Below are 18309 nucleotides of genomic sequence, written 5' to 3' on the forward strand. Positions count from 1 at the left end.
CATAAGCTTCTAGCGACGGGACTTTTTGCCCTGTTTCATGCCCGGATTGGCCGCTGCTTTTTTAGCCGCTGTCTTGCGTGCCCTGGGCTGCGGCTGGGATGTTCGGTCGGAGGGAGGCTGACGGCTTTTTGAAGGCGCGCTGCGCCCGCTGCGCCGGGATCCGGCACCGCGTTCCTGCAGCGGCAGTTCAGCCGCAGAGCCACCGGCCTTGTCCTTCATGGCCCGATTCACCAGCCCGGCCTTGTCGTCACCTTCATGCACCAGGCGAAAATCGATTTTCCGGCCATCCAGATCAACCCGGCTGACCTGGACCCGAACCCGGGTTCCCAGGGCATAGCGCATGCCGCTGCGCTCGCCGCGCAACTCCTGCCGGGCTTCGTCAAAGCGGAAATACTCGCCGCCCAGCTCTGTGATATGCACCAGGCCTTCGACATACATGGCGTCGAGCGTCACAAAGATGCCGAAGCCGGTGGCCGCCGTGACCACGCCGCCAAACTCCTCGCCCAGATGCTCGCGCATGTACTTGCACTTGAGCCAGGCTTCCACGTCGCGGCTGGCTTCGTCGGCACGGCGCTCATTGGCGCTGCAATGCAGGCCGGCTGCCTGCCAGGCCAGCTGGTCAGCAGAAGCTTTTTTCGGCTTTTCGGTCGGCAGCTTGACACGGGTGGCGAGCCGCTTGGACAGCTTGGCTTCCGCCTCGCCCGGCGTGGGCAATACCGGCAACTGGTACTTGGTCTTCTTCAGGATCGCCTTGATCACCCGATGCACCAGCAGGTCGGGGTAGCGGCGGATCGGGCTGGTGAAGTGCGTGTAGGCCTCGTAGGCCAGACCGAAGTGGCCGCCATTCATCGGCGTGTAGATCGCCTGCTGCATCGAGCGCAACAGCATCGAGTGGATCTGCTGCGCATCCGGCCGGTCCTTGGTCGCCATGGCAATCTGCTGGAACTCTGCAGGCGCCGGGTCGTCGCTGACCGTCATGCCAATGCCAATCGCCTTGAGGTAATTGCGCAGCAAATCGATTTTTTCGGGGGTCGGGCTTTCGTGAACGCGAAACAGGGCCGTGTGCTTGCTCTGCGCAATGAAGTCGGCCGAGCAGACGTTGGCCGCCAGCATGGACTCTTCGATCAGCCGGTGCGCCACGTTGCGGGTGCGCGGGATGATTTTCTCGATCCGCCCGACTTCATCGCAGACGATCTGGGTTTCGGTGGTTTCGAAATCGACCGCGCCGCGTATGCCGCGCTCCTTGAGCAGGGCCTGGTACACCTCGTGCAGATGCAGCAAATGCGGCACCACGGACTTGCGCTGCAGCGCTTCCGGCCCGCGCGTGTTGCCCAGGATCGCCGCCACTTCGGTATAGGTCAGGCGCGCCTGGCTGAGCATCACCGCCGGATAAAACTGGTAGGCGTGAACATCGCCCTTGGCATTGACCAGCATGTCGCAGACCATGCACAGCCGCTCGACATGGGGGTTGAGCGAGCACAGGCCGTTGGACAGCTTTTCGGGCAGCATGGGAATCACGCGGCGCGGAAAATACACGCTGGTGGCGCGGTCGTAGGCGTCGATGTCAATCGCACTGCCGGTTTCGACGTAATGGCTGACATCGGCAATCGCCACCAGCAGGCGCCAGCCCTTGCCGCGTCCGACCTTCGTCGGCTCGCAATAGACCGCATCGTCGAAATCGCGCGCGTCTTCGCCGTCGATGGTGACCAGCGGAATATCCGTCAGGTCCACGCGGTGCTGCTTGTCAACGGGGCGAACGGCGTCGGGCAGGGAGCGGGCCAAACCGAGGGCTTCATCACTGAATTCATGCGGCACGCCATATTTGCGCACGGCAATTTCAATTTCCATGCCCGGGTCGTCAATTTCGCCCAGCACTTCCATGACGCGTCCCACCGGCTGGCCAAACAGGGCTGGTGGCTCGGTCAGTTGCACCACCACAATCTGGCCGGTCTTGGCTGTTCCGATCGCGCCTTTGGGAATCAACACGTCCTGACCGTAACGCTTGTCTTCAGGCGCGACCAGCCACACTCCGCTTTCCTGGAGCAGGCGCCCAATGATCGGATTGGGCGAGCGTTCGATGATTTCGGTGACGCGGCCTTCAGGCCGGTTCTTGCGGTCATGCCGCACGATGCGCGCCTTGACGCGGTCTTTATGCAGCACCGCACGCATTTCGTTGGGCGGCAGGTAAATATCTGCTTCGCCGTCATCACGTTGAACGAAGCCATGGCCATCGCGGTGGCCGGATACCGTACCCTCGAATTCGGCGAGGAGTCCGGCGGTTGCGCCAGAACTTTGAAGATTTGTTTTGATAAGAAGTCTCTTTCGTGAGATGGCGCGGGTAAAACACTGTAGAACCAGCGCGCATTGAATAGGGGGATTGGCCAGTTCCGTGTATTTTTGTATCAGTTTAAAACCAGATACTAGCCGCGATTTGTGAAAAGCTGATTTTCCGAATAACGGAATGCTTCACTGGAGTCGAAATTGGAGAAGTTTTCAGCCGGTTCAAACCAGACATTTCGCCAGTCATAGAAAATTTCTGGAAAAAATTGAATTTTTTCCAGCAACGCACCTGATAAGCCATAAATGTAATGTTAAACTGCTTGCTGTGCCCGGGTGGCGGAATTGGTAGACGCGCACGGTTCAGGTCCGTGTATCGCAAGATGTGGAGATTCGAGTTCTCTCCCGGGCACCAAAATTACTCAAGTCGGAAAAAGCTGCTGCTAACACAGTGGCTTTTTTTTCGCCCGAAAATCGGCAAAACTGTAGCAAACAAGTTCGCCAATTGTTGTCCAGCCCTTGCAAAAACAAGGGCTGGCATAAAACACAGCGCTTGAAACGCTTCAGACAGGCACTGCAATCAGATCGTGTCCCTGAACCCCGACAATGCGGGCACGGGTGAACTCGCCAACCTTCATGGTTTTACTGATTTTCTCGGGCGGCAGCAGCTTGACCACGCCATCAATCTCGGGCGCGTCTGCATAGGAGCGGCCAGTTCCGCCCTTTCGTCCCAATGCTGGCGCATGGTCCACCAGTACTTGCATGGTCGCGCCAACGCGTTGTTGCAGTTTCTGGCTTGAAACTGCTTCCGCCACAGCCATAAAGCGTGCCCGCCGCTCTTCACGCACTCCCAGCGGGAGCATTCCCGGAATGTCGTTGGCCGTTGCGCCCTGCACTGCGCTGTAGGCAAAACAGCCCGCACGGTCAATCTTTGCCTCGCGCATGAAATCAAGCAAGTGTTCGAATTCAGCTTCGGTTTCACCGGGAAAGCCAGCAATAAACGTGCTGCGAATGACGATCTCGGGGCACATCTCACGCCAGCGCGAAATACGTTCCAGATTCTTCTCTCCGCTGGCAGGCCGCTTCATGCGCCTCAAGACATCCGGATGGCTGTGCTGCAAGGGCACGTCCAGATAAGGCAACACCTTACCCGTCGCCATCAAAGGAAGAATCTCATCCACGCTCGGGTACGGATAGACATAATGCAAGCGTACCCAGGCGCCGAACGGCGCGGCAATCTCGCCAAGCGCCTGGACCAGTTCGAGCATCCGGGTCTTCACCGGCTTGCCATCCCAAAAGCCGGTACGGTATTTGACATCGACGCCATAGGCAGAAGTGTCCTGACTGATGACCAGCAACTCTTTTACCCCGCCCTCGAACAGCGCACGCGCTTCGCTCAAAACATCGCCGACAGGCCGCGACACTAAGTCGCCGCGCATGGACGGAATGATGCAGAAGGTGCAGCGATGGTTGCAGCCTTCGCTGATCTTGAGGTAGGCATAGTGCCTGGGCGTGAGCTTGATGCCGGCGATGCCGAAGGCATTGGGAACCAGGTCCACGAACGGATCGTGCGGCTTGGGCAGGTTCAGATGGACCGCATCCATGACCTCCTGCGTCGCATGCGGACCGGTGACTGCCAGGACACTGGGATGCATCTGGCGCACCAGGTTGCTGCCGTTGTCGCCTGACTTGGCACCCAGACAGCCGGTCACAATAACTTTTCCGTTTGCAGCCAGCGCCTCGCCAATCGTGTCCAGGCTTTCCCTGACGGCGTCATCAATGAAGCCGCAGGTATTGACAATGACCAGATCGGCACCTTCAAAGGTTTTGGATGTCTGGTAGCCCTCGGCACTAAGCCGCGTCAGGATCAACTCCGAATCGGTCAATGCCTTGGGGCATCCTAGCGATACCATACCTATACGCGGGATTTTTTCTTTTATTTCATTCATGGGGTGTAGTTTGACAGGTCTTGTATATAGCTATATGCGGTTCAGCGATCCGCGCCAGGCTTCGGGCCACAGCAGCGAGCGCCAGATGGCTTACGCCACCCAGTGGGCCGCTGAACACGGCCTCCTCCTGGACGAAACGCTCTCGCTGCGGGATGAGGGTCTATCGGCCTACCACCAGCGGCACATCAAGTCCGGGGCACTCGGCGTCTTCCTGGTCGCTGTCGAACAGGGCCGGATACCCACTGGGTCTGTGCTGGTGGTGGAAGGCCTCGACCGACTTTCGAGGGCAGAACCGATCCAGGCCCAGGCCCAACTGGCTCAGATTGTAAATGCCGGCATCACGGTGGTGACGGCCAGCGACGGAAAGAAGTACAGCCGCGAGCACCTCAAGGCCAACCCGATGGACCTGGTGTATTCGCTGCTGGTCATGATTCGCGCCCATGAAGAAAGCGACACCAAGAGCAAACGGGTACTGGCCAGCATCAGAAAACAGTGCGAAGGCTGGATCGCTGGCACAAACCGCGCGCTGATTCGAAATGGAAAAGACCCGGTCTGGCTGCGGCTGGTAGATGGCCAGTGGCAGGAAATACCAGAACGCGTGGCGGCTGTGCGTGAAGGCCTGCGGTTGTATTTGATGGGCTACGGGGCCACCAAGATCATCGAGCGACTGACCGAGCAGCGGCTTTCGCTGACAGGACGCGGCCCCCAATCGCTGCAGATCTACCGACTGGTGAAACAACGAGCATTGATCGGCGAAAAAGAAATGGCCCTGGGCACTGATACCTACCGGATACCCGGCTACTACCCTGCCCTGCTGACCACGGCCGAATGGGACGGCCTGCAGCTGGCCAACAGCGGCCGTGGGCGGCGCAGGGTCAAGGGTCCAGTGCCTCACATACTCACCGGCATCGGAATCACCGTGTGCGGCTATTGCGGCCGCGCGCTGGTTGGGCAGAACATTGGCACCCGCAACCGGGACGAACTCGGCCGCATCCAGCCCGGCCACAGACGCCTGCACTGCACCAGCTACTCGCACGGCGGTTGCTCGGTCGGCGGGTCCGTGTCCGTCTACCCGTTTGAGCGAGCTCTGATGGAGTACTGCTCGGACATCGTCAACCTGCAGGCGCTATATGGAGCTGATCGGTCGGCCGGACCGATGGCCAAGCTGACCAAAGCCCGGCAGGACCTGGTGGACGTGGCCAGCAAGCTGGAAAGACTCACCGATGCCATGCTGGCCAGCGCCGGGGATGGCGTGCCGCTGACCTTTGCCAAGCGTGCCCGCGAGCTGGAGGCAGAACAACAGCGGCTGGAGGCCACCATCCAGGAGGCAGAGCGCGATTTGGCTGCAACGGCACGCACCGACATTCAGGGCACTGACGAAGCGTGGAAGCGCCTTGCGGCCGGTGTGGAGGCGCAGGAATACGAAGCACGCCTGCAAACCCGCCAGCTGGTAGCCGATACCTTCGAGCGCATCGTGATTTATCAGCGTGGTGTGCGACCAACACCTACCGAAGACAAAGGCCCGATGGACATGATGCTGATGGCGAAAGGCGGCACAGCACGCATGTTGCGTATAGACCGCAAAGGCCAATTGATCATGGCCGAAAGTCTGTCTGAATCTGTGGGCACAAACAGAAATACGCCCATCACCCCGTGACAAGTGATGGGCTATAAGTCCGCAGACTTTAAATGGACGGAGACAACTACAAAATCGAAACAAGCCAGTCGGCTGCACGCATCCACATCGCACCTGTCGATCAGTAGCTCATTGTGGCCCATGGTTCTGACGTAGTTCAATGGTAGAAGCCCATCTATCAGTGAAAATATGCGTCCTATACCAAAAACCTACGCCAAAACCTACGCCGAACATAAGACCACTTTGGACATTTTTCGTCGAAAGAAAGTGTCGATGCATTCACAATCAGCTTCAATCCAGCCTGACCTCTCAAGGACGTAGACCACGCCACAACCGCCGATCAAGCTCAAGATAAGGCTAAAAGGAAACAGCAAGACCGCCCAGCCCACTTTCAATGAAGTCACGAATGGGCAAGTGCAGCGCGCAGGCCAGGAACGAAGTAGAGGCCGGAGGCGTCAGGGATCAAAACCGCATGGCCGCAACTCGGTACGAGGCGCGGGGCAACGCCCGCGAGCCCGACGGCGGCAACGCCGGGATGCCCAGCGAGGGTCAGCAATATTCACTGCGCAGTAAATATTGCTGCTTTGTCGAATATCGATGTAAACAAACCAGACCGAAGAGCATCTGGCGCAGCATGCCAACACCGCCGCCCTCGCTGGCGGACGCTCGGGGCCAGCCGGGCACGTTATGCAATGTGCCGCCAGCATGACCCGCCTGAATTCGGCACCAGATCCCCACACACCTTCACAGTCGCCTCAAAACGTGAGACAATTAGTCTGTTCCATTTTTAAGTTTTATTTTTTCTTTTAAAATCAATTAGTTACATAAATGTTGGACGAAATGAATGAAGCTCAATCAGATTTAGCCCAAGTCATTAGACTGGCTCTTGCCGAGCAGAGCGAGGATGTACGCCTGTTCGTAGCCCGGCTCGTCCGAAAGTACCGCAACACCGACCCAGAGCTGGCTGAACAGTTAGATCTCTATCTGCGCACGAAGACGCATCGAGCAAGCGCCCCCATGCGCAAGGCCATGCAGCCTGCTCTACCGACCCAAACATTGCCGGTCGATGACGAGTCACGGCTTTCACTTCTGAAAGTCTTCAAGGACACACCAGATCGAGAGCAGCCGTTGTTGTCAATCAGCCTGGAAGAGACGTTGAGTCAACTCATTCAGGAGCGTCGACAGACTGAACGCCTCGCCTCAATGGGATTAAGCCCGACGCGCTCGGCAATCTTTGTCGGACCGCCAGGCGTTGGCAAAACATTGACAGCGCGCTGGCTTGCTGCGCAATTGGAGGTCCCGCTGTATGTATTGGACCTGACCGCCGTCATGAGCAGCCTGCTCGGACGAAGTGGGAGCAACCTGCGCACTGCACTTGATTTCGCAAAACGCAGTCCCTGCGTGCTCTTGCTGGATGAAATCGATGCCGTTGCCAAACGTCGTAGCGACGAGACCGACATCGGCGAGTTGAAGCGCCTCGTCACTGTCATTCTGCAAGAGGTCGATGAGTGGCCTGCCACAGGCCTACTGCTGGCGGCCACCAACCATCCCGAGCTGATTGATCCGGCGCTGTGGCGCCGATTTGATCTGGTCGTCGATTTCAAGATACCGGAAACACCGGCCGTCAAAGCAGCCATCAAGCGATTTCTCGGTCCGGACTTTGCATTGTTTGGTCGCTGGATTGACATCCTGACTTTCGCTTTCAATGGCGAGTCGTTCAGCGACATTGAGCGCGACATCCAGCGATTCCGACGCGCGGTGGCGCTTGGAACGGCATCAGATGCCGACCTGATTGAAGAATTCGTCAAATCGCGCGCTCTTGTGATGGATCGTCAGGCGCGCATTGATCTGGCCGTACTGCTGGCTAAACAGACCCGTCTGTCACAGCACACGATCTCCGATCTCACAGGTGTAAGCCGCGACACCATCCGTAAGTACACCGCCGACCAGCCGTCAATCACAAAGAAAATATCGAAAAGGGAACTTGAAGCATGAGTCAAACCAATTTTCTGATCGGACGCGGCGAGCTGCTCACACACGATATCAAGGGGCCAAAGCGCATGCCGGGCAAGGCTGAGGTCTATACCTTGCAGCAGGCCAGAGAGCGGCTAACCCCCCAGTTTTCAGATGCAGCTGCGGCGCTGGACGCTTTGCCAGCGCAAGCATGCCCCGGTGACTTTGGCGTTGCACGCCTTACGATGAATCCCAGCTACATCGCCCGATCGTTCTTTCCAGTGGCGATGCTGCGTACCGTCGGCCTGGAATCAGTAGGCAGCAGAACCGTCAAGTTAACCCCGGACGGCTGGACAAAGAAAGGCCCCACCAGGGAATGCACAACAACCGAGTTGTTTGTCGCCGGCAAGCGTCAAGCATTTCGCCATCTCAAAGCCTGGACCAAAGACATCGAACCCGAATCAGACGAAGCCGGTGATCTCGCGCATATTGAGAAGTTCTCTGCATTCGCACCCGAGGAGCGGATCGTCAGCCACGGGCACAAGAAGGATCGCTTCTTTGAAGTGGGACTTCACCTGTTACCCGACGAGAACCATTTGTTTGTCCAGCGAGCGTTTGCCAAATACGCGAAAGATGTAGACGTCAAAATCCACAGTGACCTCGGCTTCACGGCAGGCAACATGTGGTTCGTTCCGGTCGAAGGCAAGCATGACAGCATTGATCGGCTGGCGGAGTTTGTATTCGTGCGTGTGATCCGGCCAATGCCCAGGCTGCGTGGCATGCGCCCCGTGCATCGCACGGGCAGCGTGACGGTCAGTTGCAGCCTTCCGACCGAACAGCCGTTTTCGTCCGAGCCCAAGGTGGCCATCCTGGACGGCGGCTTGCCGAAAGAGCATGCGATCGGTCCCTGGCTGCGGTCATACCGGGTTCTTGATGAAAATGCCGACGACGATCCACAAGGCTTGGAACATGGTCTCGGGGTAACTTCTGCATTCCTGTTCGGCCCCATCCAGCCCAACGGCACCGCGCAACGCCCGTTTGCCTATGTTGATCACTTACGGGTACTCGACAAGGATGCCGATGCGGAAGACCCCCTGGAGCTGTATCGCACGTTGGGCTTTGTCGAACAGGTTCTGCTGTCGCGCCAATACCAGTTTGTTAATCTCAGCCTTGGGCCTGACCTGCCCATCGAAGACACCGACGTTCACGCCTGGACCTCGGTAATTGATGATCTGTTGGCCGACGGTGATACCTTGATGACTGTCGCGGTCGGTAACAACGGGGAAATGGACCGCTCTGTAGGCAATGCCCGAGTGCAGGTGCCATCGGACTGCGTGAACGCACTGGCCGTTGGTGCCACCAACGGTACCGAAGCGGGGTGGGCAAGAGCACCCTACAGCGCCATCGGCCCGGGCCGCAGCCCCGGTGTAGTCAAACCGGATTTGATGGCCTTTGGCGGGGATGCAGCCAAGTATTTTCATGTGCTGTCCCCGGGAAAGAAACCGCTGCTGGCCCCACAACTCGGCACCAGTTTCGCATCTCCTTACCTGCTGCGTAACGCAGTGGGAGTCCGCGCCATTCTGGGTGCCGAATTGACACCACTGGCAATCAAAGCTTTGCTGGTCCATGCGGCCGATGCGTCAACCCACGACAAAGTTGAGGTAGGTTGGGGCAAAGTGCCAGAAGACCTGATGGAGATCATCACCTGCCCTGCGGGCGTAGCGCGTGTGGTTTACCAGGGCGAGTTGAAACCCGGCAAGTACCTTCGTGCCACGCTACCACTGCCCGCTGGGGGTTTGAACGGTAAAGTTCACCTCAAGGCAACATTCTGCTACGCGTCGCCAACTGACCCACAGGATGCGGCGGCCTATACGCGCGCAGGGCTGGAGATTGTGTTCCGGCCCAGTGACAAGAAAATCAAGGACGGCAAGGCCAATGCCAACACCAAGGGATTCTTCGACATGAAGAAGTACGCGACCGAGGAGGAGCGCCGCTCAGACCTCGGCAAATGGGAAACCGTCCTCCACGGTGCCAAAGGCATGCTCGGTAGCAGTCTTGACAACCCCGTCTTCGATATCCACTACAACGCTCGCGAGTCCGGTGGCCGCGCCACAGGTGCCGAGAAAATCCGCTACGCGCTGATCATCACTGTGGAAGCCCCGAAACATGCCGACCTCTACAACGACATCCTGCGCGCCTACGCCAAAACGTTGGTGCCGATCCAGCCGCAAGTGTCGCTGCCGATTCGTATTCGATAGCGTAACCCGCCAAGCCTTACTCACCACCCCCAACCAACAGCACTGGAGAAGGAATGCCGGAAGCGCTTAAACGCAAGCAAAAGGACGGAACGCTTTACCAGCGACCTCCCGCAATTGAGGCCTGGATCGAAAAACTGGAGTCTGTTGGCCCGGAATCACGAGTTCTACAGTTCGCTGGTGTATTAAGAATGGCCCCAGAGTATGTGCCAACGGAGGTCCTGCTTTATTTTCTACGGCGAGCCTGGGCAGATGGCGAACATGGCCAGTTCAAGAAGATATATCGCATCCTTATGAAACGCGTAGACCAGTCACTATGTTCGAAAATCTGGAGCTCTCGCATCGGCAGCGCGACCGATATTCGTGACGAAATCATTAACCGATTTGTCGTATTGGTCACCAAAGATTGCGTTTCACAAGCTGATATGCTGGATTTTTACGAAGTTCACTTCGATCAAGCAATGGTCGCGCTTCGAACGTCCGTTTTGCGTAAATTCAAAACGGTAGTCGGTGACGTAACAACTGTTCCTTTGGGATCCCAGGACGCGGATGGCCCAGAGGTGTCGCCCGAGGTCGAAATTGCTGTGGAGAACTTTTTGAGCGGCGACCCTCAAAAAATTGATGATCCTGCTTTCCGGTCGGTGCTTTTTGCTGCGATTGACCGTTTACCCCAGGATCAAAAGCAAGTCATCGGTCTTCTCTTAAAAGGAATTCCGATTGACGCTAAGGAACAAGATGTCATGACAATTGCACGTATTCTGCAGTGCGACGAAAGGACGGTTCGTAACCGTCGTGATCGTGCCTGCAAAGCTCTCAAGGCCATTCTTGAAGAGGAAGCTGAACTATGAGCGTCGACCATTCCAAACTGAATGAAGAAGAGGTTCTTCTTGCATTCTCCGTTGAACCCTCACATGACCGCGCGACATTGGAGCAATATCTGAGCCTGTATCCAGAACATGCAAATGCACTGGTGGACTGCTCGATTGAATTGATGATTGATGCCTCCCGCAGCGACGATGAACCCCTGGTTTCGTCTGAACAGGTCGTCGAACAGGCCTGGCAGCAATTTCAGACACTAATTGGCTCGGCACAGAACGCAGCGGTCGCGGATCCATTTATTCAGTTGACTCGCTCAGCGTTTAAATCTGTAGCTCAAAGGCTGAACATCAGCAATTTATTGTTGATGCGTTTTCGCGACAGAGCAGTGGACGCAAGTACCATTCCGAGGCATCTCGTTCAACGGCTCGCTGCCGAGTTAGGTGCGACTGCCGATGCCGTGTCTGCTTATCTGAACAATCCACCGACCATGGTGTCCGGTCTGAGTTTCAGATCGAGCGTGAAGCCTGCGGTGACCGAGCAGATATCGTTCGAGCAGGCCGTTGAGACTTCCCAGCTCACACCAGCCCAACAAGAGGCGCTGAAGGCAATGCGGGACTAGCGATGGATGCGACCGAAGCCGCACGGCGCGAGGCAGAACGCATCCATCTAGCGGCGGTCGCAGCGGGCGACGATCCTTGGAACCTGCTAGAACTCGTCAGCCGCGAAGCGGCTCGGCGAGACCTTGATGTGTATGCTTTACCACAGGGCGACTCCGCACTGAAAAGCGGGCGTGCGGTATTCGATAGCCAAGCCGGAAGCATTTTGTACGAAGATACTGGTTCGGTGTTCGACCGCGCCTTTCTGATCGCTCATGAACTGGGACATGTCGTCTTGGAAGGTGGCATGCGGGACGCGGTAACGGAGGAAGTCGAACCAGACCGTTCGGCGGAGGATGCGCCAGTCGGCATCGAAAGAGTGCTTGACTATGGCGCCCGGGAACGCCGCGAGGTCCGTATGGACCTCTTCGCCCGCGAACTCCTGTTGCCGCGCTCGGTCGCCCGCCATCACCACGTTGATGGTAGCTGCTCTTCTGCCGACATCGCCAATCGTCTTGGCGCACCCTTGCAGGTAGTCCAGCAGCAACTTCTGGATGCACTGCTCCTGCCGATCGAACCAACCACATCCATACAGCCTGCCGCCACAGCGGCGGTATTGACTACAGACCTGACGCAGATTGCGGCGGCCAACCATCGCAACACTGCGTTTCAGTTGCAGGCCGGTCCAGGCACGGGCAAAACCAGAACGCTGGTGCAGCGTATCCAGAGTCTTCTGACTGACGGCGTGGACCCGATGTCCATTCTTGTCCTCACGTTCTCCAACAAGGCGGCCAACGAGTTGAGCGAGCGACTCGCCGCAAGCAACCCAAAAGCGGCCGCAGCGATGTGGATCGGTACGTTTCATGCATTCGGTTTGGATATCGTCCGCCGTTTTCACGACAAGCTGGGACTACCTGCGGGACCTCGTCTCATTGATCGATCCGAAGGCATCGAATTGCTGGAAGACGAGTTGCCACGACTCCCGTTGCACCACTATCGCAACCTATGGGATCCAGCGCTCGATCTCAGCGACATGCTCAGTGCGATTTCACGCGCCAAGGACGAGGTGATCGACGCTGTTGGCTACCGGGCATTGGCCCAAGCCATGGCACAGAACTGCGCTGATGATGCCGATGCGACGATGCGTGCTGAGAAGTGCATGGAAGTCGCTTTGGTCTACGAAACCTACGAGCGCCTGATGACTGCAAAGCAGTTGATCGACTTTGGCGATCTTGTCGCCCAGCCTGTACGCCTTGTCGAAGCCGATGCCGAAGTGAGAAATGCACTAAGGGCACGGCACAAGCATGTCCTCGTCGACGAATACCAGGACGTGAACCGTTCTTCCGTACGTCTTTTGAAAGCTATCGTCGGGGATGGACGTGACCTCTGGGTTGTTGGCGATGCCCGTCAATCCATTTATCGCTTCCGCGGCGCATCGGCCACCAACATGGCCCAATTCACCTTGGATTTTCCCGGTGCTCAAGTTGATCAACTGGGTATCAACTATCGGTCTCGACAGGAAGTCATCGATGTTTTCACAGCCTTCTCCGGCACGATGAAGGCATCGACAGGCGCATTGCCGTTGCATTTAAAAGCGAGCCGAGGCGCCTCCGGTGTCACACCAGATTTCAGGGTTGTGAGCACAACGAATGATGAAATTTCGGCGATAGCCGCCGCGATCCAGGCCCAACGCGACGCGGGAACGGCTTACCGCGAACAGGCCCTTCTGTGCGCATCCAACGCCCGTCTGAGCGAAATCGCTGAGGGCCTGGAAGCCAGAGGCATCCCGGTGCTTCATCTCGGAAGCCTGTTCGAGCGACCTGAGATCAAGGATCTCCTCGCCTTGCTTTCCATGTTGAACGACCCCTATGCCGTCGGTCTGGTGCGGGCCTCCACGATGCCATCGTATGAGTTGCCACTGCAAGATATCGCACAGATCATCGAGCGCCTGCGTGAAAGCAAAGTTGCGGCGCTCGACTGGCGGCTCGCGGGGAACTGGCCACCGGAACTCGCCGGAACGAGCAACGCCACATTGGCGCGCGTGGCTGCACTTTTCGATGGGATGAGCCCGACCGGCAACCCGTGGACCATTTTGTCCACCTGGGTGATCGACCGTCTTGGACTCGCCAAGGTCCTGTACCTGGCAGACGACGCGCAAAGCAGAATGAAAGGTCTGGCGCTGTGGCAATTCCTCAACTTCTGCCGGCAACAACCTTCGGGTGCCGGGGCACCCTGCACGCGCCTTCTTGATCGAATTCGCCGACTCGTTCTGCTTTCGGAAGATCGCGGCTTGCGCCATTTGCCAGGAGTCGTCGACGGCATCGATGCGGTACGTCTGATGACGATCCATGCCAGCAAAGGACTGGAGTTTCACACCGTTCATATCCCCGGCATGGTGACCTCAGGTCTGCCGCGCAACAACATGGCACCGCGCTGCGTGCCGCCGGACGGTCTGATTCATGGCTCAGATGGAATCACCGGATTGGAAGCGGTGAAATCTGGGCACGAGGAAGAAGAGGAATGCCTGTTCTTCGTGGCTCTGTCCCGCGCCCGCGATCGGCTCTTTCTCTATGCATCATCGGTTCAGTCCGACGGCAGAGCGCGCAATCCTTCGAAGTTCCTGACCTCCATCCGACACCTTCTGATTCACTCGCCCAATCCACCGCAGCGAAGTGCCAAGCTGCGGGCGAAGGCATGCTTGCAAGTTGCCTGGGCGCAAAAGCCGGTCTGGACCGATAGCCAGGTCAACCTGTTCGCGCGATGTCCACGTCGCTTTTTTTACACCCACGTCCTGAAACTCGGAGGCCGCCGTACGGAAACGGCCTTCATGAAGATGCACAACGTTGTCGGGGACGTATTCGATTGGCTGAAGACCACGCATGAGATGACGGTGCCAACCGAAGCCGAACTCGGCGCGCGCTTCGACCAGGCATGGCAGGTAAAGGGCGCAATCGACCATGGCTATGCAGAAGATTACCGGCGCATCGCGCGCCGGCTAGTGGACTACCTCATCGAAACTCGAAGTCGCGGCGTACTTGCGCCGGCAACCCCGATCTCGCTCGGGTGGGTGGAAGGCGAAATTCTCGTCCGGCCGGACAGTGTCGCCCGGGGCGACAAGGGGCAGATCGTCGTTCGGCGGGTAAAAACCGGCAAACCAAGGTCCAACGCTTTCGATGACATCGAGTACACGCTACTACATCTCGCGACCATGCAGACTTATGGTGGGTCGGCCCAGGTCGAGGTCACCTACCTGACCAGCGAGACGACGCAGCCGATGGATCTCACCGAGCGAAAACTCAAAACGCGCGGTGAGAAGGTCCAGGAGATCGTCAGACGCGTCCGCGCTGGCGATTTTCCTGTGAAGGAAGAAGCGCGCGCTTGCCCACGTTGCCCCAGCTTCTTCATCTGCGGCGACCTTCCGGCCGGCGCGATCACCATAAAAAATGTTTGAATCGGCTTTCCGGTCCTGGAATCCGCTGCGATTGACTTACTGAAGGCCAAGAAAACTGCAATCCCGCAGATGGCCGACAGAAAGTCAATCAAATGCAAACGCAAAATCCTGGCGATGACAGCCATATCCCTCTCGAAGATGTTGGTTCCGCCATCCGCGAAGGCCGCAGTCTTCGTTTGGCACACCTCTATCGCATCGTGGTGGCCGATGAACAGCTCAACGATCGCCATCTGGATCTGCGCGATCCGGTCCCTACCGGCCGCCAGATCCTTCAGGCCGCCGAAGTCCGCCCTGTGGCGGACTACAGCATATACGCAATCCTGCCGTCTGGCGAGTTCGAGGACCTGCGTCTCGACGAGACTTACGATCTGCGTGGACGCGGCGCAGAGCGTTTCGTTATTTTCCAGACGGACCGCGCCTTCAAGTTCACGATCGACGATCGCCAAATGGAATGGGGTAAGCCGTCCATCAGTGGCAAGATCTTGAAGGTGTTGGCTGGCGTCCCTACTGACACCTATGACGTCTATCTCGAGGTGCGTAGCGGTGGTCAGGATGTGCTCATCCGCGATACCGACTTGATCGACCTCAGCAAGCCGGGCATTGAACGCTTCATCACACTCATCCGCGACACGACGGAAGGACTGGCGGCCCTGCCGGAAGCCGATCAGCGCTATCTGGACAGCCACGGTTTCACAGTGGAGGTCGTCAGTGACGGCCCGCACACGGGTGTTGTGCTGAAGCAGATGCAACTGCCTCAAGGCAAGTTCAATCATCCGGCTGCAGACGTGCTGGTGATTCTGCCGCCCGGCTATCCCGACGTGGCACCGGACATGTTCTTCTGCAACCTCTGGTTAACGTTGGTATCCGCAGGTCGCTACCCGACATGCGCGGATCAGCCGCACACTTTCATGGGCCACAACTGGCAACGCTGGTCTCGCCACAACAACAGCTGGCGGCCGGGTGTCGATGGCCTGCACACGATGATCAAGCGCATCGAGCACGCGCTGGCGGAGGCCAAATGATGTCGACCGCAGCGCTGGACATCATTTTTCTGGAATCCCATGAAGCGGCCCTGCGCGCGCTGCTTCATCGGGAGAACGGCTCGGAGGCCGCTGCCTATGTGTTGTTTGGCAAAGCCGAAATTGCGGCCGATCCTTGGTCCAAGCAGCCGCGCATCCGTCTGATCTCGCACGAGGTAGTACCCATCACATCCGACGAGATGGTCTCGTCCTCCTCGGTGCACGTCACGTGGTCAACGCAGGGGTTCATGCGGCTGCTGGGCCTGGCACAGCACCGTAACCTCGTCCCCGCACTGGTTCACACGCATCCAGGCGCGGGCGCATTTTTCTCCGACCAGGACGATCGCAACGAAGCCGAACTAGCGCGCACCACCTTCAACAAGGGTGCACAGGGACTTGCCAGTATGGTCTTCGGTCAGCACGATGCCATCGTGGGGCGTCTGTGGAAATCAGCCAAGGCATCCACGAAGGCGTCGTCCATCTCCATTGTCGGAAGCAAGATCAAGATCTGGCGCGCGGACGCTGGACGCGAAGATACGGAGTTTCTAGCTCGGCAGGCAGCACTTTTCGGCAAGGGATTCAATCCCATCGTGCGGGCACTGCGAGTAGGGGTGATCGGTTGCGGTGGAACGGGGAGTGCCGTGGTTTCGCTGCTGACCCGGCTGGGTGTCGGGCATCTCGCATTGATGGACAACGACACGATCGACACGACCAATCTCAACCGTGTCCACGGATCGCGCGCCGCCGATGTACCCGCGAAGCTGGCCAAGGTAGACATCCTCGCACGTGAAATCGAGGCTGGCGGCTTGGGCACGCAGGTGGTTACTCGGCGTGCATGGGTGGGCGACCCATCGCTACGTGACGTTCTGCGGTCTTGCGATGTGCTTTTCGGCTGTACCGACGACAACCAGGGTCGGCTCACCCTGAACCGACTCGCCCACTACTACGGCATCCCGTTGATCGACGTTGGGTTGCGCATGCGGTCGGCCAAAAGCGGTGTGGACTACGATATGACGGGCCGCGTCACGACAATCAGACCGGGCAACCCTTGCCTGATTTGCCTTGGCGTCGTCAACGCCCAGCGTGCTGCAGCCGAAGGATTGCAGCGCAATGATCCAGCGGAGTTTGAACGTCGCAAGGCCGAAGCGTATGTGGAGGGAGGTGGCGACCCAGCCCCTGCAGTGGTTACGTTCACTACCAGTATTGCTTGCGCCGCAGTGGATGAGTTGATTCAGGGTTTGACAGGGTTCCGCGGCCAAGGTGGCATGACGCACAACCGCATTCGCCGATTCGACCGTGTGGAGGATCGTTCAATGACGTGTCGACCGATTCCGACATGCCCTGTTTGCGGAACCGAGGACACCTGGGGCCGCGGTGACGTGAACCCCTTTCTTGGCGTGATCGGGTAGCTGTATGAACCGCTTATTTGCGTTGATGCTGCGCCGCCTCGGGCTTTTGGACTTCAACTTTCTCGTGAAACGAGTCGATCGACATCCGGGCAAGACCGAGATCCCTGTCGGCGAACTGTGGTTAGTGGTGGACGGCGGCGTTAAAAAATGGGCGTGCTTGAGTTGCCCAGGCGGATGCGGTGTGCAGATATCGCTTTCGCTGAATCCTGAACGTCGTCCACGTTGGGAGGTTGAGCATGATTTTTGGAAGCGCCCAACGGTTTCACCCTCGATCCATCAGCAGAAATTGTGCAGATGTCATTTTTGGATCCGGAAGGGCCTGATCGAATGGTGCAAGACTTGAGTACTTGGAAGGTAAGAACCAGATCGGAGACCGTGCTGAACCCAGCCGTCGACCCCACTACGGTGCCGTTGAAGTGGGCGCACGATGCGCAAACCGGCGAGCCGCGTTACATCCACGATCCCGAAATCGCGCAAGGTGGGTGCGTATGCGCCTGCCCTGCGTGCAAACTTTCGCTGATCCCGGTGATGGCAGCCGCTTCGAACACGCCCCTCGGCGCATTTCCGTCATCCAGCGGGCGCGCAGAAGGATGACCTCAAGCCAAGTGCACGCAACCAAGCATCAAGCTGACCAAAAACATCCTGCGGCCATCGCTTCTGGCTGCAACCACCCAGAACCTTCATTTCGTCGATGAAGTGACGCACACTTGTCGGCCCGAAGCCAGATTGACCGGCGACGGAGAGTCACGCCACCGACTTCACAGAGAATCCTTGATGTCATGATCATTGCCACCAACACCTCCGCACTCCATGTCATGGAGTTTTCCTCCTGCATCGCCGCCGGCACCTTGCCGCAGACGGTGCGGTATCGGCCGATGCCGGAACAACTTCTAGTCAAGCGAAGCACGACGCTGATTGTTTGAATGCGGGTCTCGGGGCAACGCC

12 protein-coding genes and 1 tRNA gene are annotated in these 18309 nt (G+C 58.0%); 11 read left to right on the forward strand and 2 right to left on the reverse strand.

Features of this window, described 5'->3' with window-relative positions:
- Nucleotides 1-9: 9 nt before the first annotated feature.
- Nucleotides 10-2310 carry a ribonuclease R gene (gene rnr / locus PNAP_RS12200; RefSeq protein WP_041376681.1) on the reverse strand — a complete coding sequence of 767 codons (2301 nt, stop codon included), beginning with the start codon at nucleotides 2308-2310 and terminating at the stop codon, nucleotides 10-12.
- Between the two features lie 297 nt (nucleotides 2311-2607).
- Here rnr and PNAP_RS12205 point away from each other — a divergent pair.
- Nucleotides 2608-2692: transfer RNA gene (locus PNAP_RS12205), tRNA-Leu, on the forward strand.
- A 148-nt stretch (nucleotides 2693-2840) separates the two neighbouring features.
- Here PNAP_RS12205 and rimO read toward each other — a convergent pair.
- On the reverse strand, nucleotides 2841-4226 hold the full coding sequence (gene rimO / locus PNAP_RS12210; protein WP_011801824.1) for a 30S ribosomal protein S12 methylthiotransferase RimO: 1386 nt from the start codon (nucleotides 4224-4226) through the stop codon (nucleotides 2841-2843).
- Nucleotides 4227-4260: 34 nt separating this feature from the next.
- Here rimO and PNAP_RS12215 point away from each other — a divergent pair, with 34 nt between their 5' ends.
- The 10 genes from PNAP_RS12215 to PNAP_RS26970 all read left to right on the forward strand — a co-directional run bounded on the left by PNAP_RS12215 (nucleotide 4261) and on the right by PNAP_RS26970 (nucleotide 18287).
- Nucleotides 4261-5883: a recombinase family protein gene (locus PNAP_RS12215; RefSeq protein WP_011801825.1), complete on the forward strand. Its 1623-nt coding sequence runs from the start codon at nucleotides 4261-4263 to the stop codon at nucleotides 5881-5883.
- Nucleotides 5884-6702: 819 nt separating this feature from the next.
- On the forward strand, nucleotides 6703-7857 hold the full coding sequence (locus PNAP_RS12220) for an AAA family ATPase (protein WP_157040275.1): 1155 nt from the start codon (nucleotides 6703-6705) through the stop codon (nucleotides 7855-7857).
- Nucleotides 7854-10073: a S8 family peptidase gene (locus PNAP_RS12225; RefSeq protein ID WP_011801828.1), complete on the forward strand. Its 2220-nt coding sequence runs from the start codon at nucleotides 7854-7856 to the stop codon at nucleotides 10071-10073. Before PNAP_RS12220 ends, PNAP_RS12225 begins: the two co-directional genes overlap by 4 nt.
- Nucleotides 10074-10126: 53 nt before the next feature.
- Nucleotides 10127-10918 (forward strand): RNA polymerase sigma factor, encoded by a 792-nt coding sequence (locus PNAP_RS12230; RefSeq protein ID WP_011801829.1) that lies wholly within the window; start codon nucleotides 10127-10129, stop codon nucleotides 10916-10918.
- On the forward strand, nucleotides 10915-11508 hold the full coding sequence (locus tag PNAP_RS12235; RefSeq protein WP_011801830.1) for a helix-turn-helix domain-containing protein: 594 nt from the start codon (nucleotides 10915-10917) through the stop codon (nucleotides 11506-11508). The genes PNAP_RS12230 and PNAP_RS12235 overlap by 4 nt, the downstream gene beginning before the upstream one ends.
- Nucleotides 11509-11510: 2 nt before the next feature.
- A complete protein-coding gene (locus PNAP_RS12240) occupies nucleotides 11511-14936 on the forward strand; it encodes an ATP-dependent helicase (protein ID WP_011801831.1) in 3426 nt (1141 codons plus the stop codon).
- A 92-nt stretch (nucleotides 14937-15028) separates the two neighbouring features.
- Nucleotides 15029-15958: a multiubiquitin domain-containing protein gene (locus PNAP_RS12245; RefSeq protein ID WP_011801832.1), complete on the forward strand. Its 930-nt coding sequence runs from the start codon at nucleotides 15029-15031 to the stop codon at nucleotides 15956-15958.
- Nucleotides 15955-17364, forward strand: a complete 1410-nt coding sequence (locus PNAP_RS12250) for a ThiF family adenylyltransferase (protein WP_011801833.1) — start codon at nucleotides 15955-15957, stop codon at nucleotides 17362-17364. The genes PNAP_RS12245 and PNAP_RS12250 overlap by 4 nt, the downstream gene beginning before the upstream one ends.
- A gap of 4 nt (nucleotides 17365-17368) precedes the next feature.
- A complete protein-coding gene (locus PNAP_RS25655) occupies nucleotides 17369-17707 on the forward strand; it encodes a DUF6527 family protein (RefSeq protein ID WP_083758037.1) in 339 nt (112 codons plus the stop codon).
- A 436-nt stretch (nucleotides 17708-18143) separates the two neighbouring features.
- Nucleotides 18144-18287 (forward strand): hypothetical protein, encoded by a 144-nt coding sequence (locus PNAP_RS26970; protein WP_157040276.1) that lies wholly within the window; start codon nucleotides 18144-18146, stop codon nucleotides 18285-18287.
- Nucleotides 18288-18309 lie beyond the last annotated feature (22 nt).

It is taken from the genome of Polaromonas naphthalenivorans CJ2, assembly GCF_000015505.1.
In the GTDB taxonomy this organism is placed as follows: domain Bacteria; phylum Pseudomonadota; class Gammaproteobacteria; order Burkholderiales; family Burkholderiaceae_C; genus Polaromonas; species Polaromonas naphthalenivorans.

Coding starts and splice junctions, on each gene's coding strand:
- rimO (WP_011801824.1), bottom strand. CDS start 4,226: ATGAATGAAATAAAAGAAAAAATCCCGCGTATAGGTATGGTATCGCTA.
- PNAP_RS12215 (WP_011801825.1), top strand. CDS start 4,261: ATGCGGTTCAGCGATCCGCGCCAGGCTTCGGGCCACAGCAGCGAGCGC.
- PNAP_RS12220 (WP_157040275.1), top strand. CDS start 6,703: ATGAATGAAGCTCAATCAGATTTAGCCCAAGTCATTAGACTGGCTCTT.
- PNAP_RS12225 (WP_011801828.1), top strand. CDS start 7,854: ATGAGTCAAACCAATTTTCTGATCGGACGCGGCGAGCTGCTCACACAC.
- PNAP_RS12230 (WP_011801829.1), top strand. CDS start 10,127: ATGCCGGAAGCGCTTAAACGCAAGCAAAAGGACGGAACGCTTTACCAG.
- PNAP_RS12235 (WP_011801830.1), top strand. CDS start 10,915: ATGAGCGTCGACCATTCCAAACTGAATGAAGAAGAGGTTCTTCTTGCA.
- PNAP_RS12240 (WP_011801831.1), top strand. CDS start 11,511: ATGGATGCGACCGAAGCCGCACGGCGCGAGGCAGAACGCATCCATCTA.
- PNAP_RS12245 (WP_011801832.1), top strand. CDS start 15,029: ATGCAAACGCAAAATCCTGGCGATGACAGCCATATCCCTCTCGAAGAT.
- PNAP_RS12250 (WP_011801833.1), top strand. CDS start 15,955: ATGATGTCGACCGCAGCGCTGGACATCATTTTTCTGGAATCCCATGAA.
- PNAP_RS25655 (WP_083758037.1), top strand. CDS start 17,369: ATGAACCGCTTATTTGCGTTGATGCTGCGCCGCCTCGGGCTTTTGGAC.
- PNAP_RS26970 (WP_157040276.1), top strand. CDS start 18,144: ATGATCATTGCCACCAACACCTCCGCACTCCATGTCATGGAGTTTTCC.